The 23,244-nt window shown below is 61.3% G+C and carries 23 protein-coding genes and 1 riboswitch; of the genes, 16 read left to right on the top strand and 7 right to left on the bottom strand.

Features of this window, described 5'->3' with window-relative positions:
• Positions 1 to 25 precede the first annotated feature (25 nt).
• The 5 genes from FHW92_RS13870 (at position 26) to FHW92_RS13850 (ending at position 5,649) form a co-directional block, all read left to right on the top strand.
• Positions 26 to 1,618 (top strand): flavin monoamine oxidase family protein, encoded by a 1,593-nt coding sequence (locus tag FHW92_RS13870; RefSeq protein ID WP_168603851.1) that lies wholly within the window; start codon positions 26 to 28, stop codon positions 1,616 to 1,618.
• 12 nt (positions 1,619 to 1,630) lie between these two features.
• Complete coding sequence (locus tag FHW92_RS13865) at positions 1,631 to 3,220, top strand: flavin monoamine oxidase family protein (protein WP_168603850.1); 1,590 nt, start codon at positions 1,631 to 1,633, stop codon at positions 3,218 to 3,220.
• A gap of 5 nt (positions 3,221 to 3,225) precedes the next feature.
• The gene (locus tag FHW92_RS13860) at positions 3,226 to 3,639 is read left to right on the top strand and encodes a cytochrome c (RefSeq protein ID WP_210428500.1); all 414 of its coding nucleotides are present in this window, start codon (positions 3,226 to 3,228) and stop codon (positions 3,637 to 3,639) included.
• Positions 3,640 to 3,716: 77 nt separating this feature from the next.
• Positions 3,717 to 3,811: riboswitch (Fluoride riboswitch) on the top strand.
• A gap of 24 nt (positions 3,812 to 3,835) precedes the next feature.
• Positions 3,836 to 5,119 (top strand): chloride channel protein, encoded by a 1,284-nt coding sequence (locus tag FHW92_RS13855; protein WP_168603849.1) that lies wholly within the window; start codon positions 3,836 to 3,838, stop codon positions 5,117 to 5,119.
• Between the two features lie 194 nt (positions 5,120 to 5,313).
• Entirely contained in the window at positions 5,314 to 5,649 is a 336-nt protein-coding gene (locus FHW92_RS13850) for a hypothetical protein (RefSeq protein ID WP_168603848.1), read from the top strand.
• A 69-nt stretch (positions 5,650 to 5,718) separates the two neighbouring features.
• Here FHW92_RS13850 and FHW92_RS13845 read toward each other — a convergent pair whose 3' ends face one another.
• Positions 5,719 to 6,018 carry a hypothetical protein gene (locus FHW92_RS13845; RefSeq protein ID WP_168603847.1) on the bottom strand — a complete coding sequence of 100 codons (300 nt, stop codon included), beginning with the start codon at positions 6,016 to 6,018 and terminating at the stop codon, positions 5,719 to 5,721.
• Between the two features lie 141 nt (positions 6,019 to 6,159).
• Here FHW92_RS13845 and FHW92_RS13840 point away from each other — a divergent pair, with 141 nt between their 5' ends.
• On the top strand, positions 6,160 to 6,603 hold the full coding sequence (locus FHW92_RS13840; RefSeq protein WP_210428499.1) for a hypothetical protein: 444 nt from the start codon (positions 6,160 to 6,162) through the stop codon (positions 6,601 to 6,603).
• A 259-nt stretch (positions 6,604 to 6,862) separates the two neighbouring features.
• On the opposite strand, the gene FHW92_RS13835 is transcribed toward FHW92_RS13840, so the two are convergent.
• Positions 6,863 to 7,522, bottom strand: a complete 660-nt coding sequence (locus FHW92_RS13835) for an isoprenylcysteine carboxylmethyltransferase family protein (RefSeq protein ID WP_210428498.1) — start codon at positions 7,520 to 7,522, stop codon at positions 6,863 to 6,865.
• Between the two features lie 407 nt (positions 7,523 to 7,929).
• On the opposite strand from FHW92_RS13835, the gene rplJ reads away from it, so the two are divergent.
• Positions 7,930 to 8,445, top strand: a complete 516-nt coding sequence (gene rplJ, locus FHW92_RS13830; RefSeq protein WP_168603845.1) for a 50S ribosomal protein L10 — start codon at positions 7,930 to 7,932, stop codon at positions 8,443 to 8,445.
• Positions 8,446 to 8,556: 111 nt separating this feature from the next.
• Positions 8,557 to 8,934 carry a 50S ribosomal protein L7/L12 gene (gene rplL / locus FHW92_RS13825; RefSeq protein ID WP_168603844.1) on the top strand — a complete coding sequence of 126 codons (378 nt, stop codon included), beginning with the start codon at positions 8,557 to 8,559 and terminating at the stop codon, positions 8,932 to 8,934.
• Positions 8,935 to 9,131: 197 nt separating this feature from the next.
• Here the strand turns inward: rplL and FHW92_RS13820 are convergent, their stop codons facing one another.
• From FHW92_RS13820 to FHW92_RS13810, 3 genes are all read right to left on the bottom strand, one after another.
• Entirely contained in the window at positions 9,132 to 9,581 is a 450-nt protein-coding gene (locus tag FHW92_RS13820) for a hypothetical protein (protein ID WP_168603843.1), read from the bottom strand.
• 213 nt (positions 9,582 to 9,794) lie between these two features.
• The gene (locus tag FHW92_RS13815; RefSeq protein WP_168603842.1) at positions 9,795 to 11,561 is read right to left on the bottom strand and encodes a diguanylate cyclase; all 1,767 of its coding nucleotides are present in this window, start codon (positions 11,559 to 11,561) and stop codon (positions 9,795 to 9,797) included.
• A gap of 126 nt (positions 11,562 to 11,687) precedes the next feature.
• Positions 11,688 to 12,908, bottom strand: a complete 1,221-nt coding sequence (locus tag FHW92_RS13810) for a DUF2235 domain-containing protein (RefSeq protein WP_168603841.1) — start codon at positions 12,906 to 12,908, stop codon at positions 11,688 to 11,690.
• A 1,614-nt stretch (positions 12,909 to 14,522) separates the two neighbouring features.
• On the opposite strand from FHW92_RS13810, the gene FHW92_RS13805 reads away from it, so the two are divergent.
• Complete coding sequence (locus FHW92_RS13805) at positions 14,523 to 15,479, top strand: carbon-nitrogen hydrolase family protein (protein WP_168603840.1); 957 nt, start codon at positions 14,523 to 14,525, stop codon at positions 15,477 to 15,479.
• Between the two features lie 196 nt (positions 15,480 to 15,675).
• Complete coding sequence (locus tag FHW92_RS13800; RefSeq protein ID WP_210428497.1) at positions 15,676 to 16,056, top strand: reverse transcriptase-like protein; 381 nt, start codon at positions 15,676 to 15,678, stop codon at positions 16,054 to 16,056.
• A gap of 1 nt (position 16,057) precedes the next feature.
• On the opposite strand, the gene FHW92_RS13795 is transcribed toward FHW92_RS13800, so the two are convergent.
• Positions 16,058 to 16,807, bottom strand: a complete 750-nt coding sequence (locus FHW92_RS13795) for a sulfite exporter TauE/SafE family protein (RefSeq protein ID WP_168603839.1) — start codon at positions 16,805 to 16,807, stop codon at positions 16,058 to 16,060.
• Positions 16,808 to 16,927: 120 nt separating this feature from the next.
• On the opposite strand from FHW92_RS13795, the gene FHW92_RS13790 reads away from it, so the two are divergent.
• Positions 16,928 to 17,683 carry a sterol desaturase family protein gene (locus FHW92_RS13790; RefSeq protein ID WP_168603838.1) on the top strand — a complete coding sequence of 252 codons (756 nt, stop codon included), beginning with the start codon at positions 16,928 to 16,930 and terminating at the stop codon, positions 17,681 to 17,683.
• A gap of 20 nt (positions 17,684 to 17,703) precedes the next feature.
• On the opposite strand, the gene FHW92_RS25540 is transcribed toward FHW92_RS13790, so the two are convergent.
• Positions 17,704 to 18,690 (bottom strand): hypothetical protein, encoded by a 987-nt coding sequence (locus FHW92_RS25540; protein ID WP_210428496.1) that lies wholly within the window; start codon positions 18,688 to 18,690, stop codon positions 17,704 to 17,706.
• A gap of 858 nt (positions 18,691 to 19,548) precedes the next feature.
• Between FHW92_RS25540 and FHW92_RS13780 the strand changes: the two genes are divergently transcribed.
• The 5 genes from FHW92_RS13780 (at position 19,549) to rpsG (ending at position 23,163) form a co-directional block, all read left to right on the top strand.
• Complete coding sequence (locus tag FHW92_RS13780) at positions 19,549 to 20,868, top strand: reverse transcriptase domain-containing protein (protein WP_168603837.1); 1,320 nt, start codon at positions 19,549 to 19,551, stop codon at positions 20,866 to 20,868.
• 142 nt (positions 20,869 to 21,010) lie between these two features.
• A complete protein-coding gene (locus tag FHW92_RS13775) occupies positions 21,011 to 21,409 on the top strand; it encodes a hypothetical protein (RefSeq protein ID WP_172249273.1) in 399 nt (132 codons plus the stop codon).
• Positions 21,410 to 21,680: 271 nt separating this feature from the next.
• Complete coding sequence (locus tag FHW92_RS13770; protein ID WP_168603836.1) at positions 21,681 to 21,833, top strand: hypothetical protein; 153 nt, start codon at positions 21,681 to 21,683, stop codon at positions 21,831 to 21,833.
• A 438-nt stretch (positions 21,834 to 22,271) separates the two neighbouring features.
• Complete coding sequence (gene rpsL, locus FHW92_RS13765) at positions 22,272 to 22,643, top strand: 30S ribosomal protein S12 (protein WP_168603835.1); 372 nt, start codon at positions 22,272 to 22,274, stop codon at positions 22,641 to 22,643.
• A gap of 49 nt (positions 22,644 to 22,692) precedes the next feature.
• Positions 22,693 to 23,163 carry a 30S ribosomal protein S7 gene (gene rpsG, locus FHW92_RS13760; RefSeq protein WP_168603834.1) on the top strand — a complete coding sequence of 157 codons (471 nt, stop codon included), beginning with the start codon at positions 22,693 to 22,695 and terminating at the stop codon, positions 23,161 to 23,163.
• Positions 23,164 to 23,244 lie beyond the last annotated feature (81 nt).

Here is a 23,244-nt window from a genome sequence, read left to right as displayed (position 1 = left end):
AATTTCCGCAATTAAAGGACGCATCATGATCAGCGATCTTTCGCCCCAGACCCGCCGCGACCTGCTTACCATGATCGGCCGCGCGGGGGGCGGCCTTGCCATGTATCAGGCGATGACGGCGCTGGGCCATGCGGCCGAGACGCAGTTTTCCGGCCCGCCCGCGCTGTCAGGCGCGCGTGCCGGGGCCAGCGTGCTGGTGCTGGGCGCCGGGCTTGCCGGGATGCTGGCGGCCTATGAGCTGACCAAGGCGGGCTATAAGGTTCAGGTGCTGGAATATCAGGACCGCCCCGGCGGCCGCAATTATTCAGTGCGCGGCGGGGACAAGATCGTCGAGGTGGGCGGGGCGACGCAGAATGTCGCCTATCAGCCGGGCAATTACCTCAACCCCGGCCCGTGGCGCATCCCGCATCACCACCGCACCTTGCTGCATTATTGCAAGGCCTTTGGGGTGGAACTGGAACCGTTTATCCAGCTCAACCACAATGCCATGGTCCACCGCAAGGACGCCTTTGGCGGCAAGCCGCAGCGGTATAAGGAACTGGCCGTGGATTTCACCGGCCATGTTTCGGAACTGCTGGGCAAATCGCTCAATGCCGGAGCATTGGACAGCACGGTCAGCAAGGAGGACAAGGAGAAGCTGATCGCGGCGCTGCGCGAATGGGGGGCGCTGGACGGCGATCTCAAATTCACCAGCAACCTCAATGTGTCGAGCCGCCGGGGCTATGACCGCGCGCCGGGCGGGGGCGTCAATGGTGCGCCCACACCGTCCAAGATCAACGGCCTGTCCGATGTCCTGTCCAGCCATGTCTGGACCCAGATGAGCTTCTATTTCAACTATGTGATGCAGACCACCATGTTCCAGCCCAAGGGCGGCATGGATATGATCGGCAAGGGTTTCTACAAACAGATCGCCAAGCTGGTCCGCCTGAACACCAAGGTCACCTCGATCAAGCAGGATGACAAGGGCGTCGCCGCGACATGGACCGACACCGTGACCGGCAAGACGGGCGTGGCCACGGCGGACTATATGGTCTGCACGCTGCCCGCGACCATTCTGGCCCAGTTGGACATTCAGGTTTCGGACGCCAAGAAAGCCGCGATCAAGGCCATTCCCTATAGCGGTCAGGTCAAGATCGGCCTCGAAATGAAGTCCCGCTTCTGGGAAGAGAAATATTCGATCTATGGCGGCCACAGCTTCACCGATCAGGCGATTGGGCTCATCTCCTATCCCAATTACGATTTCTTCAAGGACAAGCCCGCCGTGCTGCTGGGCGCCTTTGCCAATGGCGCGGGCGGATACATGCTGGCGGGCATGACGCCGGAAAAGCGGATCGAGGCCGCGCTGGCGCAAGGCAGCGTGTTCCACCCGGAAGAATATCGCCGCGAATTCATGAACGGCGCTTCGGTGGCGTGGAGTCGGATGCCTTGGATCCTTGGCTGCTGCGGCATGTGGACCGAGGAAAGCCGCGCGACCCATTACCAGAACCTCGTCTCAATGGACGGGCGCATCGTTCTGGCGGGCGAACATGCCTCCTATTACGGCTGCTGGATGGAGGGCGCGCTGCTCTCCTCGCTCGATGCCATCACGCGCCTGCATCAGCGCGCGCTGGCGGCATAAGGGGGCGCCGCGATGAACGAACCCATTATGCCCATGACCAAGCGCGATCTGCTCTCGATGATCGGCACGGCGGCGGGCGCCTCGGCGATGTATATGGCCATGTCCAGCATGGATCAGGCCAAGGCATCCGATTTTAAAGGCCCGCCCAAGCTGGAAGGGGACAATAAGGGCGCGAGCGTTTTGATCCTTGGCGCGGGCGTGGCGGGGATGACCGCCGCGCTCGAACTCTCCCGCGCGGGGTACAAGGTGCAGGTGCTGGAATATAACGACCGTGTGGGCGGGCGTTCATGGACCTTGCAGGGCGGCGACACCTATACCGAGCTGGGCGGGGCGACCCAGACGTGCCAGTTCGCGCCGGGCAATTACATCAACCCCGGCCCGTGGCGCATTCCATGGCACCACCATGGGTTGATCCATTACTGCCATGAACTGGGCGTCGCGCTCGAACCCTTCATGCAGGTCAATTACAACGCCTATGTCCACAACACCAAGGCGTTCGGCGGCAAGCCCCAGCGCTATCGCCATATTCAGGCGGATTTCTACGGCCATGTCGGTGAATTGCTGGCCAAATCGGTCAATGCCGGGGCTTTGGCACAAACGGTCAGCAAGGAGGATGGCGAGATCCTGCTCGAAGCGCTGCGTTCATGGGGGGCGCTCGATCGCAACATGCGCTATGTGAAGGGCGCGGCCAGCAGCGGGCGGCGCGGCTATGACAAGGAGCCGGGAGGCGGCCTTTCGGCGGTGCCCGAACCCTCCGATCCGATTGATGTGCAGACCTTGCTGCGTTCGGGCCTCTGGCGCTCCATCGGCGGCAATCTGCAATGGGATCACCTCTCCACCATCTTCCAGCCCGTCGGCGGCATGGGGCAGGTGGCCAAGGGTTTCGAGCGCGCCGTGGGCCATATGGTGCGCAAGAACAGCAAGGTGACCGCGATCCATCAGGACGAGAAGGGCGTCATTGTCACCTATAAGGACACGAAAAGCGGAGCGGTGATGAAGGCTGCGGCGGATTACTGCCTCTGCACCATTCCCCTGCCGGTGCTGGCCCAGATCGAGATGAATGTCAGCCCTGAACTGGACGCCGCTATCCGCGCCGTGCCCTACAGCACCAGCGTCAAGGTCGGTCTGGAATTCAAGCGTCGCTTCTGGGAGCAGGACGACCAGATCTATGGCGGCATCACCTATACCGACCTGCCGATGAGCCAGATCTCCTATCCTTCCACCCGCTATGGCGACAAGGGGCCGGGCGTCTTGTTGGGCTGCTATGTCGGCGGGGCGGCGGGCTATGAACTGACCGCCAGCACGCCGGCGCAGCGCGTCGAAAAGGTGCTGGAATGGGGCTCGCAGATCCACCCGCAATACAGGGGCGAGTTCATGAACGGCGTGTCGGTGGCATGGCACCGGGTGCCCTTTACGCTGGGCTGTTTCGGTTCGTGGACCGAGCAGACGCGCGCCGAGCATTACAAGAACCTGTGCAAGTTTGACGGACGCATCCTGCTGGCGGGCGAACATGCCTCCTATTACGGCGGCTGGCAGGAGGGGGGCATCACCTCGGCCATCGACGCGATCACGCGGCTGCATCAACGGGTTATCGCGGGGTGAGAGACATGAAGAAACTGATCTTGAGCATGGCCCTGATCGGGGCGTCTTCGGTCGCAGAGGCTCAGGCCCCGGCCCGCCCCGCCGCCGCTGCTTCGGCGGGCGATGCGGCCTTTGGCGCGCGGATGCTGGGCGAGGCGAGCGGGGAGCAGATCTTCACCCGCGTCTGCGCCGCCTGTCATATGCAAGATGCCAAGGGGGCCGAAGGCGCGGGGCGCTATCCCCCGCTGGCGGGCAACCAGAAGCTGGCGATTGGCGCCTATCCGGCGATGGTGGTGGTCAAGGGGCTGAACGGTATGCCGCCCATTGGCACGATGCTGACCGATCAACAGGTGGCCGATGTGGTCAACTATGTCCGCAGCCATTTCGGCAACAAGTTCAAGGGCGCAGTGAAAGCCGAGGACGTCAAGGCGATGCGTTAAAGGGGGCGTTGAAGCGGGACGCTGGCGGCGCGGCCTTGACGCCTCATCTTGACGCAGGGCCGCCTTTGCGCCAAAGCCGCACCCAAGGCGATGGATTTCCGCCGGGCCTTTGGGCCAAACCGCCCGGCCCTAGGGCAACTTGGGGTCACAGGCTGATGATTCCTACCTTTCGCTGTTTGGGCAACAAGGTGGAATTATGCGCGCTGTTTTCTCCCGTCTGATCGTTCTGCTGCCGGTTCTGCTGGCCATGGCCTGTGTGGTCGGCACGCTGTGCGCCGCCTTTCTGTGGAGCCTTGATGCCGTCACGCGGGCGCGTTTCGATCATCCCTGGCTGCTGTTTCTGCTGCCGCTGGGCGGGGCGGGCATCGGCTGGCTCTATCACCGCGTCGGACAAAGCGTCGAAGGCGGCAACAATCTGATCCTCGACGAGATCCACGAGCCGGGCGGCGGGGTACCTTTGCGCATGGCGCCGCTGGTGTTCATCGGCACGGTGGCCACGCATCTGTTCGGCGGATCGGCCGGGCGCGAGGGCACGGCGGTGCAACTGGGCGGCAGCATCGCCAGCGCGGCGGCGCGGATCGCGCGGCTGGACGAGGCCGGAGTTCAGGTCCTGTTGAAGGCCGGCATCGCGGCAGGCTTCGGCGCGGTGTTCGGCACGCCTCTGGCGGGCGCGGTCTTTGCGCTGGAGGTGCTGGCCATAGGGCGGGTGCATCTGCCCGGCCTGCTGGCCTGTGTGATTGCGGGCTATGCGGGCGACTGGGCCTGTCAGGCCTGGGGCATCCACCATACTCCCTATGCGATCCACTATGCCGGGGGCTGGAACGGGCTGCTCCTGCTCAAGGCCACCATCGCGGGCGCGCTCTTCGGCTTGGCCAGCCTTGCCTTTGCCGAGGCGAACCATGTGCTGGGCGGGTGGTTCAAGCGGCATGTGCGCTATGGCCCGGCGCGGCCCTTCATCGGCGGGTTGGTGCTGATCGCGCTGACCTATGCGCTGGGCACGCGGGCCTATCTGGGCCTTGGCGTGTGGTCGGCCGACCCCCACGCGCCCACCATCCCCGGCTTCTTCACCGGCCCGATCGATGGGTGGAGCTGGGCGCTCAAAATGCTCTTCACCATCGTCACCCTGTCCACCGGCTTCAAGGGCGGCGAGGTCACACCCCTGTTCTTCATCGGCGCGGGGCTGGGCAATGCGCTCTCGGGCGTGCTGGGCGGGCCGGTCGATCTCTTCGCGGGCCTAGGCTTCGTCGCGGTCTTTGCCGGGGCCGCCAACACCCCGCTCGCCTGCATCCTCATGGGGCTCGAACTCTTCGGGCCGGGGCCGATCCTGCCCATCGCGCTTGCCTGCTATGCCGCCTACGCCTGCTCCGGCCACAATGGCATCTACCTCTCCCAGCGGGTCTGGCGGCCAAAGTTGCTCTATCCGGGGGTGGAGGCGGGGGTTTCGCTGCGGGCGGTCCGTGCGGCGCGCAAGGGGCGGTAGGGGTTTTTAGAAGGTTTGAAGATTTGAAGATTTGCCTCCGGCGGGCAAAGGGCGGGGGCCCTTTGCAATCCCGATAATGTCTTGGTTGCGTCAGAAAGGCGGTGTTGCGTTTGGGTGTGGGGTGAATGGCTTTTATGCCGCTTCGCGGGAAGGAAGGGCTTTCCGGTCACGGTACTATTGCGGACATCGCGTAGATGGCCGCTTTCGCCCAGAAGCCGCCGCAGAAATTACTGGACCGTAATACAAAGAGCGGACACACTGCTGGTGTGACCAATGGCCCTTCGCAGATTAAAATATGGCTTTTTCGTCTGGTCGCTGTTGTCTGGCTGACAACGGCAGTCCCGATCTGCTTGTTTAGCGCCTTCTTTTTAGAAATTCCCCTCTGGCCTACATTTAATGATCAAAGCACGCCTGAGGGAATCGGGCTATGGGCAGTAATTGCGGCGTTTTTCTATATTACACCTATGGTGCTTATCTTTATCGGTCGTCGTTGGAACGGGCGGTCCGCTTATGAGGGTGAACGCACCTAATAAGATCGGCAGCTTCCCACCCATAACGAGAAGGGCGGCTCGCGCCCAGTTGCGGGCATCGCGCTGCACTCAAAAATCGCAGAGGCTACACCACGTATAAGACCAAACGAGCAGCGCGAGTACTGCCGTTGGAATGTAGAGAAGCAACATCAATAGCTTGATAGAGGTTCGGAAACGAAGCGTTATGAATCCGGTGCAACCGGCAACGAGTGACAGCAGGAGCACAGGATAAAGCCAAGCGCTGAATGGGTTGCTATAGTTTCCCGCGCGATTCCATGCAGCTAAAAACGGATAGGACAGCAGGAAAGGTCCGGCCAAAAGGATCACGGTCCCAAGAACGGGGGTGTAGCGATAATGGCTGGTGCGCATGTGACTAGGATGCTCGATAAGTGCGCTTAAGGCAATGACCGCTTCCCACCCATAACGAGACGGGTGGTTCCCGCCCACAATTTGCCCTGACGATGACGGTGCATTTGTCTATCGTAATCAAAAGTGATTCGGGAGGGAATATTGCCTGTACTCGGGAAACTGATCTTCCTCTTGATGATGACAGGAACATCTCTGACATCAAACGAAAATGAGCGGCAATGCTCCGTAAAGTATTCGACCGTATTTGTAAGTAGAATTGAAGATTTACCGGAAGAAATTCAGAAGGACATTCTGAAAGACGGTGAAGTCGCCAACCCGAGAAAACCGTTTCAAGCGTACGACGTTATTCAACCGGGGCTGCCAAATCGTCGCCTTGTTCTTGCGGGACATAGCGGCGACAGGTGGTTCGTATGGATCGACCATGGCGGCTATAATCGTCATGATGACGTTCTCGGCTTTTCTCAGCTTTGGGAAAAAGTAGATGTTTTCAGGTGGTTTCGCGCTGCTGAGCTTCAGGGCGAGCCGTGTATAGGGATAAATGCATTCCTAGACGGCGTAGGCACCCCGGCAAGAAGCGAGCATTAACGTCTGCTAGCCACCACACTCCGGTCTATCAGCGATGACGCAACATGTCCGCTGCCCTAACTTAGCCGACATCCCCCGCCGCGTAGCGGCCTTCAAATCCGATCTATAGCGCTGAACACAACGCCGCCGATCTGGCGCAACAAAGACAGTAACGGGATTGCAAAGGGACAAGTCCCTTTGCCCGCCGGAGGCATAAAAACGCCCGCCGGAGGCATCAAAAACACCCCCGCCGGAGGCATCAAACCCCCTCACGCCCCTCTCAAAACACCCCCGGCACCAGCCGATAGCGCACCTTGCCCATGAAGGCCTGATAGGCGGGGTCTTGGGACAGGAGGGCTTCTTCGGCCTTCAGGCGCAGGATCTGGGCCCACCAGCCGATGGTGTAGAGGGTGAGGTTGAGGAGGCTGGGCATGAGGATCATGATGCCGATGTGGACGGCGAGGTAGCCTGCGTACATGGGGTGGCGGACGAAGCGGTAGAGGCCGTCGCTTTTGACGCCGCGATTGGCGGGCGCGATGCCGAAGCTGCGGCGCAGCGAGAGTTTGGCCAGCGCCTGCACCACGTTGCCCAGCAGGACCAGCGCGATGCCGAGGGGGGCGATCTTGGGAAACATGTCGAGCCCCGGCTGGATCATCAGCGGGGCGGCGGTGGCGGCAATGGCCAGCAGCCAGTCGCCCAGGCGCAGCGAGATGTTGCCGGTGGGGCGGCGGATCAGCGTGAAGGCCATGACCGCCGTTTCGGAAATCAGCGCCAGCGGCGCATAGCCGTTGAGCGAATGGGCGACCCGGTTGACCAGCGCCAGCCACAGCACAAGGATCAGCCCCTGTTCGATCCGGTCCAGCACGCGCGGATTGGCGCGGGCAAAGGCGCGGTCGAGCGAACCCTGATCGGGGGCGGTAATGGCGGCGTTCGTGGTCAAAGCGGCGGGCCTTATACGCGGGGCGGGGGGTGTCCCCGTCCGATGGGCCAAGGATTACGGCCTCGATGGTTAACAACTCGCTAGGAAAGGGGCGCTTGACTCCGCTTCTCCATCTGCTAATGGCGCCCCGGAAGTCAGCGGGCCCGCCCGCAGGCTTTTCCGTCCGAGACAGTTGGTGTGGGGAATTGGCCCCACTTAATTTCCAGCCTAGACGGGGAAAAGAGATTATGGGCGTTTTCGCCCCTATCGCGGCTTATCGGCCATGCTCCTTTGGGGCGGCCTGTCGCAACTCCTTCCCTTTGTCACGGACCCAACCGCCCCTGCGGATGCGCCTCGGCGCGTCCTGCATGGACAAAGTAGCCGGCCCGGAGGCTTTTGCCGATGGGCCATTTGTGAAGGAGTAAGGCATGGATCGTTCGCAGAAAGCCGAATCGGTCGCCCAGCTCAACGCGGTCTTCAACGAGGTCGGCGTGGTGGTTGTCACCCGCAACCTCGGCCTCACCGTGGCACAGTCGACTGTGCTGCGCGGCAAGATCCGCGAAGCTGGCGCCACCTACAAGGTTGCGAAGAACCGTCTTGCCAAGCTTGCTGCTCAGGACACCCCGTACGAAGGTATCGGCGACCTGCTGACCGGCCCCACCGCGCTTGCGTGGTCGGTCGATCCGGTTGCCGCTGCCAAGGCTGTGGTGGACTTCGCCAAGACGACCGACAAGATCGAGATCGTCGGCGGGTCGCTGGGCAACGTTGTTCTGAACGCTGAAGGTGTCAAGGCTCTGGCCTCGATGCCCTCGCTCGACGAACTGCGCGCCAAGCTTATCGGCCTTGTTCAGGCCCCGGCCACCAAGCTGGCTCAGCTCTCGACCGCTCCGGCGGCCAAGCTGGCCCGCGTGTTCCAGGCCTATGCCGACAAGGACGCTGCGTAAGATTTGCGCCGGGCCGCGGCCCGTCCATCTCTGTGCAGGTAAGACTTTTGAACCCTATTTTTCCGGGTTTGGCGCCTCCGCCGCCCGGTAAACAACATTGGAGTAATTATCATGGCTGATATCGCCAAGCTCGTTGAAGAACTGTCGGCTCTGACCGTCCTCGAAGCCGCTGACCTTGCCAAGGCTCTGGAAGAAGCCTGGGGCGTGTCGGCTGCTGCCGCTGTTGCCGTTGCTGCTCCTGCCGCTGGCGGCGAAGCTGCTGCTGCGGTTGAAGAAAAGACCGAATTCGACGTCATCCTGACCGGCGACGGCGGCAAGAAGATCCAGGTCATCAAGGAAGTCCGCGCGATCACCAACCTGGGCCTGACCGAAGCCAAGGCGCTGGTCGAAGGCGCTCCCAAGGCGATCAAGGAAGGCGTGTCGAAGGCTGAAGCCGAAGACATCAAGAAGAAGATCGAGGAAGCCGGCGGCACCGTCGAAGTCAAGTAAGACTTCAACATGCGCCGGTCGGATCTTCCGACCGAACAGAGAGGGCGGCTCCCATGGGGCCGCCCTTTTTGCGTGTGGGGCTGGTGGTTTTGCCTTTGGCGGGCAAAAGGGAGAGGGAGTTTGGGATGGCAATCGCCATTATGTTGCTTTGCGGGAGGGATAGAGACTTTCCGGAGACGACAACATTGCGGATATTCTTAGGGTTCGGTCGGCTGAATTCCCAAGGTGACTTCGCGAGCGAATAAAGCTCCGTCAAATCCCCAGCAGCTTTCCCACGCCACTTCAAAATCGCCTACGTTTGGACCCGCCCGGTCATGCCATCCACTCGGCTTGTCTGTCAGGCGGCGTATACCCAAATCTGAAATGATGACGCCAGATTCGCCCTCCAGTTGAATTCCGGTTACTCCCGATAGTTGGAAGGTTACCAAAGCGTGCTTATCCAGCACGAAATGCCCTTTGGCATCGATCTCTTTGGTCATTCGGAACGCCTTTAGGACAATTGACGCTGTACCAGTTGCCAGCTCTAATTTTTCGAGGGTGGCATCGTGAAACGAAGGGGTGAAACCGAACCAATCAAAAATCTCTGGCCCGCCCGGCACGCTGAGAAATGCCTCATGGTCTGTGGTCCAGTAAATGTCGTCGGTCATAGGCATGGCGACGGGCTATCACTTTTCCCCTTGGTTGTGAACGTCCGCTCCCCCTAACTTAACCGACCTTGCCCCGCTGCGCAGCGGCCTTCAAAACCCGCCGCCTCACCCCGGCACGTAACGCCCCCAATAGCGCCACGCCGACAACGCGGGGATTGCAAAGGACAAGTCCCTTTGCCCGCCGGAGGCAGACTCCCCTTCAACGCCGCTGAATTACCCCATCGTTCCGTTCACGATCACCCGGTTCCGCCCCTCGCGCTTGGCCTGATAGAGCGCGATGTCGGCGGCCTGGATCAGGGACTCGCCATTGGCGTCCATGCCCGAGGTCCAGCTGGCGATGCCGAAGGACATGCTGATGAGGCCGAGCGTCCGGCCCTTTTGGCGCACGTTGATTTCGCCCACGGCGTGGCGCACCTGTTCGACACGGTCCTGCAGCACCTGCGCGGTGGTGCCCGGCGCGATGATGGTGAATTCCTCGCCGCCGAAACGGCAAATGACATCGCCGCTGCGGAACTGTCTTTTCAATTCTCCGGCCACGGCCTGCAGCACCGCATCGCCCGCATCATGGCCGAATTCGTCATTGAACCGCTTGAAGTGGTCGATATCGCACATGACCACGCTGAGCGGCACGCCCGATCGGGTGGCGCGGGCGATTTCCAGAGTAAGCGTCTCCTCCATATAGCGGCGGTTGAACAGGCCGGTCAGCGGATCGCGGATCGTCTGTTCGCGAAGCGAGCGCTGCAGGCGATGGTTGACCAGCGCCGAGGCGATGTTTTCGGCCAGCACCGTCAGGCGAAAGCGCGTTTCATGCTCGACCGTGCCATGCAGATAGAGGACGCCGATCACCTCGCCGCCCGCCAACAGCGGTTCGCAATGATAGATTTCGTCCGGATTGGCATGGCTGCACACGATGTCGGCGCCCACCTCGCGCAGAAAGTGGCTCTGGCCCCGGCGCAGCGCCCAGCATTGTTCGGGGGCAAAGCCTTCCTGATCGGCCTCCATCCCGCCCCATCCGGCAATCGGGATCAACAGGTTGCGCGAATTGTTGTGGGCATAGAGCGCGCCCGGAATGCCGGGCAGCACACGCGGCACGAAAACGCGGATGATCTGGGCCAACTCGTCATCGGTGCGGGCCGCCTGCATCCGGTGTGCCATCCCGCCCAGCATTTCGATCACCTCGCCGCGCTGGCGCAGCGTATGGCTATTGCGCTGCAATTCGGCATTGGCCTCCTGCAATTGCGTCTCGCTCGACACCTGATCGGCCACGGCGCGCTCCAGCCGGTCGGCCATTTCATTATAGCTTTGGGCAAGGTGGGAAAATTCGCGCGATCCCATGGCCTCGACGATCCGCGCCGAACGCCGGCCGTGGCCCAGATCGGTCATCACCCGCAGCATGGCGGCCAGCGGGCGGTCGATGCCCCGGATCAGCAGCACGAAACCGATCACCACCAGCAAGGCCACCAGCCCCGCGCCCCCCAGCGCCAGCCCTTGCGACCATTGCAGGCGCGCGTTCACCGCATCGGTGCGGTTGGCCTGAAGGGCGCGCTCATTATCCAGAAAACTGCGCGCGCGCACCGAGATGGCATCCATCAATTCGCGCCCTTGACCGCCCGCGATCTTGGACTGGGCGATGCGGAAATCGCCCCGGCGCCCCTGATCGACCGATTGCCGCAGCATGGCTCCGCGCTCCTTGATGAGCTTGGCCAGTTCCTGCGCGCGGTCATGTTGGGGCGGATTGTCATGGGTCATGGTCACGACCCGCCCGATGTTCTCGTCGGCGCCGCTCACGCCTTCTTCAAAGGTGGTGGCGAAAGAAGGCGCGTGGGTAAGGATGTAGCCGCGCGTGCCCGATTCGGCCGAACGCAACTGGTTCAGCGCAATCTGCGTTCGCTCGATCACGGCCGAGGAATGGTTGACCCATTGCACAGCTTCGCCCGCCTGTTGCGCGGAATCGACAAGAATGGCCGCAAAAGAGGCCAACGCCGCAACGACAAGGGCGCCTAGGCAAAGAATGCGGGCAGAGAGCGAGGCAAACATAAGACGGTTTGAACAAACTATCGGAGAGTATGCTTAAAAACCGATGGATTTTGCCCCACGGGATTGCCCTTATGGCGCGGCGTTGAAATAGCCCCCGGCGGTCAGCGGAGCGGGCTGATAGGTGATGGTGCGCCGCCCGAACCAGCCGTCGGAAATCACAATGACCTGTTGCCCCAGACGCATCTTGACCGCATCGGCATAGGGCAGGTGGCTGCAGTCCATCACCGGATCCTTGCACGGCAATTCGCGGTCATTCTTTTTGCGCAGCCAGTAAGCGGGCAGATCCCACGGCCGGTGGCTTGGCCCCAGATGGGCGCGGTCGGACAAAGCGTTCAGCGTGAAGCGCAGGCCCGGTCGCGTGCCGTCATCAAGGCCCAGTTGCGCGGCCATCCAGTGCAGCGCGATGGTGGAAAGCGCGGCATTGTCGCCCTGGTCCGGATAGCCGCCCCCGACATCGGCATGGGCGCCCGCAAACAGGCATTGCACCACCCCGTCGCGCGGCGCCCAGAGCGTGGGGGTGAAATCGCGCCGCCGCTCGTCAATGGCCACGGCATGCAGGCCATGGCGAACCTTGTCGCTCAGCTTGTTGTCGATGAATTTCAGATAATCGTGGCGCGCCTTGCTCATCAGGATCGGCTTGGGAATGCCCATCGCGCCCACCGTGTCCCATACGGCAATCGTGTCGATGGTCACATCGGGAATAAAGCGCGGGGTCAATTCGCGCGCATCGCGAGCCTGCTGGTCGCCCTCGGCAATCATCATCTGCAAGGCGCCGAACAGATCGGCGGGCGGCTCTTCGGCTTTTCGCAGCACCATGTAATTGTGCCATGCCGCGCTGGCGTAACGCTGGCCCAGCGCATTGTTGGCCACATTTTCCAGCCCCAGCCCGGCCCAGTCGAGCAATCCCATCCGCGCGATCAACCCGCCCAGCGCGCGCACCGTATAGGCGCCCCGGCTGAACCCGATCAGATAGATCCGGTCGCCCGGCTGATACTGGCGGCTGATGAACGTATATCCGCGCAGCACGCGAAAGATCAGCCCCGCGCCAAAGGCCCCGCCTACCAGATTGCTCCACCAATTGCCGCCATCGCCCACCCCATGAATATATTTGGCGACATAAGGCGGCGTCTCGGCGGAACCGGGAAAGAGCTTCTCCTGCTCATCATCACGCGCTCCGCCCAGCGTATTCTCGCCCGCCAGCGCCTGAAACAGGGCCAGCACATTGGAACGGTTGCCGCTGTCGGCGCCCTGCCATGTGCCATCGGCAAAGAACAGAATGGATTTTCCCATCGTATTCCCCCTGTGTTTTGCGGGAAAGCGTCTCATTGATACTGTGGGGCGTCAAGATGGATGGGGTATGGGGAAGTAATATAGGATGGCCTCCGGCGGGCAAAGGGACTTATCCCTTTGCAATCCCGTTACTGTTTTGTTGCGCCCGAACGGTGACTTGGCGTTGATGGACGATGGTTGGAAAGTCTGCGGCGCTCCATTGCTCTATTTCGCCGCCGCGCAGGCTTTGCAAAACCACAGTTTTTCAACGCAAGGGCGAGTGGACAAACCGCAGCCAGAGAGCGATGTCGACTTTTTCGCCATTTCAGATGCAAACCCGCCTTTCGGGGCAAGGCGCTGTTGCGGACATAGCGCGGGTCGTTCAAAATGATCTCATGAAACTGCCTCCACATAGGAACGACGAACCTGAATGGCTACAGGTTCAACGGCGCCCCGCATGTTCAATGATGCGGGACGAGAAATCTGGTTCGCACGGCTGATGTGGAGCTACATGCCAGCGCACTGGAAAGGAGTCGTTTATCCCGCCGCAGTGATTGCAACTGTGGCGCCCCTATGTATTTTTTTGTCAAAGCGGTTCGGTGACTTCGGTTTCGCCCCATTGTTTTTGGCATGGGCCTTCTTGATGTGGCTTTGCGAACGCCATTCGCCCTCGCGCCGTTAGGTCCACTCCCCCTAACTTTTCCGCCCGTGACCTATCTCGGAGGCATAAGGCATAGCTGCCAGTGGGTTAGATTTGTCGCGGAGGGCAGCTATCGGCCCCTTAGGCAGGAAAAATGCCTTTCCGGTGCCGACGTCATTGCGGACATTGCTCCATTCGATATGTTGCGGTTATGTTGTTCTTCAAGCAAGTTCTGGTAATCATCGCCGTAGTTGCATTGCTAGCCTGTTCTAGGCAGGATCAACCCGCTGAAAACAAAAGTCGCGTCGTCTCGTTGGGCGCTTACACACAGGACCTATCGTGTTGGGGGTCTAATAAAAATGGTCGTGTTTCGCTCGCAAGCAAAGCAATCATAACATCAATGGGGCTGGAGCATATCGCGATCTTTCCGATCTCGGAAAATTGTCATCTGAAGCGATCAGGCAACCCGTTTGCATTTCTGAACGTCAGGATAGGTAGCTTCATCAAGAATGCTAACGCTGACCGTATTATGATGAGACGATCACTAGATCCATGGCTAAATTCAGAAGAATCTTACGTGAACGATACTTCGGTTGTTTATGATCTAACGGCCACTTGTCGCGTAGAATATCCGAACAGGGAGCCAAATTCTCTCGTATTTTGGGATTGTGAACTGATGCGGGCTGAACCGATACAATCTCTCACCGAGAAATTTATCGATGCGATTTGACCGCATTTGTAGCCTGAAAAATTACGCCCGCTCCCCCTAACATTTCAGCCATCTTGGCAGCCTTTCATACCCTGTAGTACCGGACGCTTTATTCAGGACCGAATGTGTCCACGCGGCCCAAGTTGCCAACCCCACACCACCCCATAACGGGATTGCAAAGGGACAAGTCCCTTTGCCCGCCGGAGGCACCTGCACTCCTGCCCCTCAATCCCCGCCCAAGTTTTTCTTGCTTGCCGCCTGATGCGCGGCTTCGCACATTCGGGCTATGACTGCTTCCTTTCCGGCCGCCCCCTTTTTGGCGGCAATCGCGCAATATCCGATTGATGAACTGTCCGATTGGGCTGCCTATGAGGCCAAGTTGCGGTGCTGGGTGGGTGAGGCGGCGGGGCAGGGGGCGGCGGGAAGGGGCGCGGCTTTGCTGGTCTTTCCCGAATATGGCGCGATGGAGTTGGCGGCGCTGGACCGTAAGGGCAAGTCGGATCTTGATGCCAGCCTTGGCGCGGTCTCGGACCTGCTGCCTCGTGTGGATGCGCTGCATGGCGAACTGGCGCGGGCGCATGGCGTCTATATTCTGGCGGCCAGCGCGCCCTGCAGGGTGGGGGATCATTACGTCAACCGGGCGCGCTTTTTCGCTCCCTCGGGCGCGATGAGCCATCAGGACAAGATCATGATGACCCGCTTTGAGGCCGAGCAATGGGGCGTTTCCCCCGCCGGTGCGATCGGCGGCGGGCTGCGCCTGTTTGACACGGCGCTGGGGCGGATCGGCATCACCATCTGCTATGACAGTGAATTTCCGTTGCTCACCCGCGCGCTGGCGCAGGCCGGGGCGGACATTATTCTGGCCCCTTCCTGCACCGACAGTTTGCATGGCTATTGGCGGGTGCGCATCGGCGCGCAGGCGCGTGCGCTGGAAAACCAGTGCTTTGTCCTGCAATCGCCCACGGTGGGGGATGCGCCATGGTCGCCTGCGGTCGATGTCAACCGGGGCGCGGCGGGGCTGTATGGTCCGCCCGATGCCAAGCCTGCGGCCGGGGCCGATATGCCCGCCGATGGCGTGCTGGCGCTGGGCGAGGAGGGGGCGGCACAGTGGGTCTATGCCTCGGTCGATCCGGCCCGCGTGGCGGCGTGGCGGGGGGATGGCTCGATCCTGACCCATCGCGACTGGGCGGTTCAACCGGGGGCGGGGGTGTTGCCTGAGGTGGAGGTGGTGGTTTTGCGGTAGAGGGATTTTTGCCTCCGGCGGGCAAAGGGCGGGGGCCCTTTGCAATCCCATTATTGTCTTTGTTGCGCTAGACAGGCGAGGCGGGGCTTATAGTTTTAAAGCCTGCGGCGCCTTTTAGCGCGATATTGCCAAGCATACACTACCCCATTAACGGGATTGCAAAGGGACGAGCCCCTTTGCCCGCCGGAGGCAAAATTTGACCCACCCCCGCATAAAGATCTTCTTCGACGGCGGCTGCCGCCCCAACCCCGGCCCTATCGAAGCGGCCGTGGTTATCAAGGGCGAGGTCCACTGGTTCGACCTTGGCCATGGCAACAATCAGGATGCCGAATGGCTGGCGCTGATCGAGGCGGTGAAACTGTCGCAGGCGCTGGGGCTGGAGCATGTCGAGCTGATCGGCGATGCGCTGGAAGTGGTGGATCACGCCAACCGGGCGATGCGCAACAGCGCGGGCGAGCAGGGCCATGCCGCCACCTTCGCCGCCCTGGTGCAGGACCGCCGCCCGGCCCGCATCCGCTGGATCAAGCGTCAGCAGAACCTTGCCGGCATCGCGCTGGCCTCACGGCATCCTCGATGATTCAGCCAATCCCGTCCCACATCAGTTTGAGACCCACCACGATCATCATCGCATAGATGATCCGATAGAACCGCGCCGCATCCACCCGCCGCACCACCCAGACCCCCGCCCATGTGCTGAGCAGCGCCAGCGGCATCAGCACCGCCGAATGCACCAGATTGGCCCGCGTAAACTGTCCAAGCGCCATATATGCGGGCACCTTGATCCAGTTCATATAGGCAAAGGCGATGGCGGTCGTGCCCACCAGTACATCGCGCTCCAGTCTTTTGGGCAGCACATACATCTGAAACGGCGGCGCGCCTGCGTGGGCGATATGGCTGACAAAACCGGAAAATGTGCCAAACAGCACGCCCACCCAGCCCGGCGAATTGGAGGGCAGGGCGGTCCTTCCGCCGCGCTCGTTCCACATGCGCTGCACCCCGAACAACAACGACACCACCCCCACCGCCAGCAGCACCGCCTTCTCGCTGACGCTGCGCGAAAACAGCCAGCCCAGCGCCACGCCCAGCGTCATCCCCGGCATCATCACCTTCAGCACCGCCCCTGACCAATGCCGCCGGAACGACCACACGCTGACCGCATCCTGCACGATCAGGATGGGCAGCATCACCGCCGCGCTCTCCACCGGCGCATTGGCCAGCACCATGATCGGCATCGCCAGCCCTCCCAGGCCCGCAAAGCCCCCCTTGGCCATGCCCGACACCACCACGGCCAGCACCGCGCAGACAATCGCCATCGGTGTGTCGAGCATGGGGGCAACCTTTCATCCGGGGGGAAACCGATAATCGCATCAGAGCGATAGAGGCACCCGCCCGTCAAATCCAGCCACCTTTCAACACCATCTTAACCGCCACGCCGCTAGACAGCCGCTATGACCCTGCTGCTCAGTTTCGTGCCGGAATTTCTGGTGATCGCCGCCCTGCTGCTGGTCGAGCGGGCAGGGCCGCGCACCGACTGGTGGCGCAATCTTCAGATCTGGGCGCTGCAATTGACCGTGGCGCTGGCCATCCTGCCCCTGCTGCGCGGCTGGGTCGGCTCGGCGCTGATCGAGGGCGCACACCTGCCTTTCTGGCTGGGCTTCATCCTTTTTCTGCTGCTCAAGGATCTGGCCGAATTTGTCTTTCATCTGGCCCAGCACCGCATTCCCTTCCTCTGGGCCATGCATTCGCTGCACCATTCCGACCCCGAAATGGCGGTCCTGACCACCCAGCGCCATTTCTGGGGCGACCAATTGATCAAACAGGTGACGGTCTGGTCGGTGGTGCTGATGATCATTTCGCCCACGCCCGCCATCGCCTTTGCCTATGGCATGGCTTCCCTGTGGAACCTGTTTGCCCACCTTGATGCGCGGATCGACTTTGGCCGCTGGTCCTGGCTGCTCAACAGCCCGGCCTATCACCGCCGCCACCATTCGCGCCTGCCCGAACATTATGACACCAATTTCGCCGCGATCTTTCCCATTTTCGATGTCATCTGCGGCACCTACCGACGCCCCGACGGCTATCCGCCCACCGGCATGGAGCGCCGACCCGAAAACCTGTGGCAGGCCGCCATCTGGCCGCTGATCTGGGACCGCCCGCAGCCCGCACCCACCCCGACCGGCACCACGCCCGGCACCGCCCCATAGAGCCAACCGGCCCGGCAGGCCTATCCCGAACCGGGCACTTCGCCGCGCGCCCTCGGCCCGATCCGGCCATCGTCCATAGCATCCCCCAAACGGCGGGCCACCTCCTCGTCCAGCGTAAAGGGCGGGGGCCGCCGCACGCGCATCAACCGCGCCTCCTCGCGCGCATAGCGGTGATACCGCGCCAGCCCCAACGCCTCGTCCCCCTCGCGCAGCAAGTCGGGCAAATGGCGAATGCCCGCCCGATCCATCGCCCCGGCGCCCGCCTCCTCGACAGCCTCCCCCGCTTCATCGGCGGGCGCCGCATCCTCCTGCGCCGCCTCCGCCTCGCCCATATCCTCCCCTTGCGCATCCTCATCGCATGGCGCCGCCTGCGCCGCGATCCAGCGCTCGCGCATCCGCTCCAGCTTCATGTTGATGCTCTCAAGGATCTCCTCGGCCTCGCGCTCCTCCTCGATGGCCCGCGCCCGCTCCTCCGCCGCGCTCAACGGCCGCTCGCCCCCGCGCGCGCCATAGGCGTCATACCGATCCCGCCGCCGATTGCGCAAAAGAAACATCAGCAAAGGCGTGTCATACCGCCGCCAACTGGCCACTACCTCGCCATGCCGGACGATAAACCGCTCCTCGCCCGCAATCGCCCGCTCCAGCGCGCAATCCTCCAACCTCGCCATGCCGCGATCCACCGCCTCCTCCCACGCGGCGGCAAAACCTTCCGCCCCCGGCGCATTGCGGATCTTGTACAAAGCCTCCAGACTCGCCCCGATCACCCGCGCCGCCTGCGTCACAATCCCGCTCGCCGCCAAGGCCGCAATAAACGCCCGCTGCCGATCCGGCGTGATCGAATTGCTCCGCGGCTGCTTGTGAATATAAGGCGCAAACCCCAGCAAAGGATCACCCTCCATCAACGCCTCCCCCCGAAACGCCACCCGACTGGTCCGCCTGCCGGGCCGCACACTGTCGCAACGCACCGCCCCGCGCGCCTCTGCCCCGCGCCCCTCCGCCTTACCCATCGCCAACCTCCATCCACCAAGCCCAACCCATCCCCGCCGACAAGCAAAGGGGAAGAGCGGTCTAACAAAGGGCAGGGGGTGTAGGAAAGAACGTTATGGGAACATCGCGGTGTGGCGCGGGGTAGGCGAGGGCGGGAAGGGATCGCTGCGCGATTTTGGCTTTTAAGGGATTAAGTGTGCCTCCGGCGGGCAAAGGGCGGGGGCCCTTTGCAATCCCGTTATGGGGGGAGCAGCAAGGCCGAGTGGTGGAAAAGCCCTTAATTGCCTTGACTTCCCAAAACCTACGTTGCTAACATGTTCTTGTTGGCTCTAGTGGGTTTCGCGGCAGGCGGTCATACCGTCGGGACCGAGGGACGCATCTACGGCGAGGCGGAGGCGAAAGTCGAAACCTCGATTGCGCGGCAAGGACCGAAAGGCTCCGTCGCGGAGGTCAGCACCCACCTGTCCGCGAAAGTATCAATAGCCGTAACCTTTACCATTCGGGGTGACTGTCAGGCGGCTAATGGCATTATTTTCACGGGGAGGTGGGCGGGCGGCGCGTGCGGAATTCGCTTTACAGGCGACCCAAAAAGGTTAGCCTCCGGGAGGAGTTTCTAAACGTGCCAAACACATGCAAAAACGTGCCAACTCGGCATTGACCGTTCTCGCGCGGCGCGGCTTCGGCCCGCTTCTCTTGATCGGACTGGCTCTAGTGGGTTTCGCGGCAGGCGGTCATACCGTCGGGACCGAGGGACGCATCTACGGCGAGGCGGAGGCGAAAGTCGAAACCTCGATTGCGCGGCAAGGACCGAAAGGCTCCGTCGCGGAGGTCAGCACTCCCGTCGGGCGGGTTAGGCGCACTGACAGAACCCCAAAGACGTGAAACAGACATTATTGCAACGGGTACGGGCATCGAGAAACTTGGAGAGTGCTTGGCGCACAATCCAAGAAAACGGACGCTCGTCCAAATCGGATGATGTGCGTGCAGATATAGCAAAATATCAGGAAGACGCAGCCGGAAACCTTCGATCACTTCAACGTCGATTATCGTCTGGAAAATTCAAGTTTCCGCCCGCCAAGGGAATCCCAATTCCGAAGCTGGACGCAAAGGGAAAAAAGACCGGCAAGGTCCGTCCACTCGTTCTTGCCTCCGTTGAAAGCCGAATCGTTCAACGTGCCATTTTGAATGTCCTCGTGGAAATTCCTGCGCTCAAACCCTTTGTGAAAACCGAATATAGCTTTGGAGGCATTCGGTCGGAGAAGTCCAAGACAACGCCGACCGGTGATAAAATCCCGCGAGCGGAACGAATGTCAGCGGTCCCTGCCGCCGTGAAGGCCATTCTCGACACAATTGAAGGCGGCGCGCGCTATGTTGCGTGCGGCGACATTCAGGCATTCTTCACGAAAATACCGAAACCAGCAGTGACAAAGATCATCGCAGATGTAACAGGTGACACCGAATTCACCGCGTTCTTTTCTGAAGCAATCCGCGTTGAACTTGAAAATCTCGATAGCCTTCGTAAGTATAGAGCGGATTGGCCAATTGAAGATATCGGGGTGGCGCAGGGTAATTCGCTCTCACCACTTCTCGGTAATATTGTGCTCGCCAAATTCGATGCAGAAATGAACGCTGGTGATTGCCGATGCATCCGCTACATTGATGACATCATAATTCTCGCACCAAATGCAAAAGCTGCAAATGCCCGGTTGAAAAAGGCCGACGCGCTTCTCGGTGAGCTTGGGATGACACTATCGCCTGACAAAACGTCATCCGGCGCGGCTTCAATCAGCGACGGATTTGACTTCCTCGGAATTAATTTCTGCCCAGGCGCCGTGCGGCCGGCGAAAAAAGCGCAGAAGAAGTTTCTCGCCTCCATCGACGCGCTTTTCGTTGAAGGTCAGAAGTCACTTAATTTGATGAAGGACGGAAAGCACGACAAGCGCCCGCACACACTGCTTGGTACGCTTAAGAAGCTGGACGGTATGATTGATGGTTGGGGAAAGCACTACTGGTTCTGTAATGACGATCAAATCTGGAAGAACGTGGACGCAAAGATCAACGCAAAAATCACGCATTTTCTCGGCTTTTATCGGGATGTTCGCAACGCTGCGATTGAAGAGCGAAAAATGGGATTGCTAGGCGTATCTGAGTTAATCCGGATTGACCGGGAACCGTTCAGCTATCCTAAGATGGGCTAGAACTGCGACACATAGCCGCCGCCAAGCCACCAAATGCCCCCCCCAATGCGACGAACCGCTCAACGTCTCACCGCATCCCGCTTGCTCCATACCCGCCGCGCCAGATATTCCCGTTCCCATCGGGTTTCAGGGAATAACAATCATGAAGGCATATCTGGCGGGATTGGCGATGATGGCGGCGGCGTTGGCTCCCCAAACGGCGCTGGCGGATGATCCGCGTGATCCGGCGATGCGCAGTGCTGCGGCGCGGGCGCGGGACAAGGCGGAGATCCAGCGGCTGAACCGCAACCAGCTTGCCTATGTGCGCAAACGCGATGCCGGTTATGTCAAGGACTGGGCGGCCTATCGCAAAGCACAAGGGCAGGGGCAGACGCGCGGCGGCTCCGATTATGAAGAGACCTCTTATGATGCGGGCTATGGCGCGCGGCGCGACGCTGCCGATTATGCGCAAAGCCGCCGCGACTATGAGCGCGATCTTGCCGAATGGCGCTATGCGGCGGGCCAGTGCCGCGCGGGCAATTACGCCTATTGCGCCCGCTAAAGGCGCCGCAGGCCTTAAAACAACATAGCCCCCGGACACCCCGCCGCCCACATGGCGCAACGCGGACAGTAAAGGGATTGCAAAGGGTCGAGACCCTTTGCCCGCCGGAGGCATCAACAACCTGCCGCCGGAGGCATTCAACAAGCTCCCGCAGGAGGCCTGAACAACCCCCGCCGGAGGCAGATCCCTCCGGCCGAAATCCTTTGCTCCCATAAATCGCTACCCGCGGGCCGCCCCATGCCCTAAGGCCGGTGGGCATTAAGGAGGCATCATGGCGGATCTTTATTTGAAAGCGCTGGAATCCGAGCGCAAGAAGCTGTGGGCCACGTGCCGCCTGAAGGGCTTGGCGCGGGACACGCCGGAGCGGCAGCGCATTGCCGAACTGGACGAACTGCTGCGCGCGCATAAGGCGAAATCGGCCTGAGCGGGCCGGGCCGGGGCGGTTGGCGGGCTTCGCGCCCCGCCGTCCTTGACCTGCGCGGCGAATGGGCGTAGGGCGCCCCAATTCTTGCGGGGTTTGGCTTGTTCAAACCTCGGCATAAGAGAGCTGAACATTGCCGGTGCGTGTCGGGTTTTGCGGGGTATCTCGCTGAAATCCTGGTGTAATCCGTCAAAGTAACCCGGCGCCTTTAGGCTGGGTGGAGCGTTTCGGTTCGTTTTTGCGTGGCCCGGCGTCTGTCGTCGGGCGATTCGCGATGGCGGTCTGTTTCCTTCATCCATGCATTGGCGCCAGATGGTCATGCGGCCTTTTGGCCAATTGGCTTGTTCGCACCGGAAGAGGCGCTGCTGCAAGAGCGGCGCATTCGGAAGGGCGCTTTTGTGGCGGCGTATCGCCGTCACGCAAACAAGGTGAAGAGATTCAATGCCTACTATCAACCAGCTGATCCGCCACGGGCGCGAGCCGCAGAAGGCCAAGAGCAAGGTTCCCGCTCTTGAGCAGAACCCCCAGAAGCGCGGCGTCTGCACCCGCGTGTACACCACGACCCCGAAGAAGCCGAACTCGGCTCTTCGCAAGGTGGCCAAGATCCGTCTGACCAACGGCCGCGAAGTCATTTCGTACATCCCGGGTGAAGGCCACAACCTTCAGGAGCACTCGGTTGCTCTGATCCGCGGCGGCCGTGTGCGCGACCTTCCCGGCGTGCGTTACCACGTGCTGCGCGGCGTGCTCGACACGCAGGGCGTGAAGAACCGCAAGCAGAGCCGTTCGAAGTACGGCGCCAAGCGTCCGAAGTAAGACCTTCCGGTCTTTCTCGTCGGTCTTACAGATTTAAGGAATACAAGCGATGTCACGTCGTCGTCGTCCCGAAAAGCGGGAAATCCTGCCTGATCCCGTCCATGGCGATCAGGTCCTTTCGAAGTTCATGAACAACCTGATGCTTGACGGCAAGAAGTCGGTTGCGGAATCGATCGTGTACAGCGCGCTGAACACGATGCAGACCCGCGCCAAGGCCGATCCGGTTCAGCTGTTCCATGACGCGCTGAACAATGTGAAGCCCCAGATCGAAGTCCGCAGCCGCCGCGTCGGCGGTGCGACCTATCAGGTTCCGGTCGAAGTGCGCCCCGAGCGCGCCCAGGCTCTGGCGATCCGCTGGCTGATCACGGCCGCCCGCAACCGCAGCGAAACCACCATGTCGGCCCGCCTGTCGGGCGAACTGCTGGACGCTGCGAACAACCGCGGCAGCGCGGTCAAGAAGCGCGAAGACACGCACCGCATGGCGGATGCGAACCGCGCCTTCTCGCACTATCGCTGGTAAAGGGTGTGGGACGGGGCCGTTTTGGCGGCTCCGTCACAGGCTTGTCACTATTCCGAACCTAAGGGCGGGGATTGTCTCCTC

This window comes from Novosphingobium sp. SG707, from assembly GCF_012275515.1.
Lineage (GTDB): Bacteria > Pseudomonadota > Alphaproteobacteria > Sphingomonadales > Sphingomonadaceae > Novosphingobium.
Note: the sequence above shows the minus strand (reverse complement) of the source record. Positions and strands in the feature narration are given on the sequence as shown.

Bases quoted from the DNA above. Each gene is read 5' to 3' on its own strand.
- FHW92_RS13860 (WP_210428500.1), top strand. From the start codon at position 3,226: ATGAAGAAACTGATCTTGAGCATGGCCCTGATCGGGGCGTCTTCGGTC.
- rplL (WP_168603844.1), top strand. From the start codon at position 8,557: ATGGCTGATATCGCCAAGCTCGTTGAAGAACTGTCGGCTCTGACCGTC.
- FHW92_RS13775 (WP_172249273.1), top strand. From the start codon at position 21,011: ATGAAGGCATATCTGGCGGGATTGGCGATGATGGCGGCGGCGTTGGCT.
- rpsG (WP_168603834.1), top strand. From the start codon at position 22,693: ATGTCACGTCGTCGTCGTCCCGAAAAGCGGGAAATCCTGCCTGATCCC.
- FHW92_RS13855 (WP_168603849.1), top strand. From the start codon at position 3,836: ATGCGCGCTGTTTTCTCCCGTCTGATCGTTCTGCTGCCGGTTCTGCTG.
- FHW92_RS13870 (WP_168603851.1), top strand. From the start codon at position 26: ATGATCAGCGATCTTTCGCCCCAGACCCGCCGCGACCTGCTTACCATG.
- FHW92_RS13770 (WP_168603836.1), top strand. From the start codon at position 21,681: ATGGCGGATCTTTATTTGAAAGCGCTGGAATCCGAGCGCAAGAAGCTG.
- FHW92_RS13820 (WP_168603843.1), bottom strand. From the start codon at position 9,581: ATGACCGACGACATTTACTGGACCACAGACCATGAGGCATTTCTCAGC.
- FHW92_RS13850 (WP_168603848.1), top strand. From the start codon at position 5,314: ATGGCCGCTTTCGCCCAGAAGCCGCCGCAGAAATTACTGGACCGTAAT.
- FHW92_RS25540 (WP_210428496.1), bottom strand. From the start codon at position 18,690: ATGGGTAAGGCGGAGGGGCGCGGGGCAGAGGCGCGCGGGGCGGTGCGT.
- FHW92_RS13810 (WP_168603841.1), bottom strand. From the start codon at position 12,908: ATGGGAAAATCCATTCTGTTCTTTGCCGATGGCACATGGCAGGGCGCC.
- FHW92_RS13845 (WP_168603847.1), bottom strand. From the start codon at position 6,018: ATGCGCACCAGCCATTATCGCTACACCCCCGTTCTTGGGACCGTGATC.
- FHW92_RS13790 (WP_168603838.1), top strand. From the start codon at position 16,928: ATGACCCTGCTGCTCAGTTTCGTGCCGGAATTTCTGGTGATCGCCGCC.
- rpsL (WP_168603835.1), top strand. From the start codon at position 22,272: ATGCCTACTATCAACCAGCTGATCCGCCACGGGCGCGAGCCGCAGAAG.
- rplJ (WP_168603845.1), top strand. From the start codon at position 7,930: ATGGATCGTTCGCAGAAAGCCGAATCGGTCGCCCAGCTCAACGCGGTC.
- FHW92_RS13795 (WP_168603839.1), bottom strand. From the start codon at position 16,807: ATGCTCGACACACCGATGGCGATTGTCTGCGCGGTGCTGGCCGTGGTG.
- FHW92_RS13865 (WP_168603850.1), top strand. From the start codon at position 1,631: ATGAACGAACCCATTATGCCCATGACCAAGCGCGATCTGCTCTCGATG.
- FHW92_RS13805 (WP_168603840.1), top strand. From the start codon at position 14,523: ATGACTGCTTCCTTTCCGGCCGCCCCCTTTTTGGCGGCAATCGCGCAA.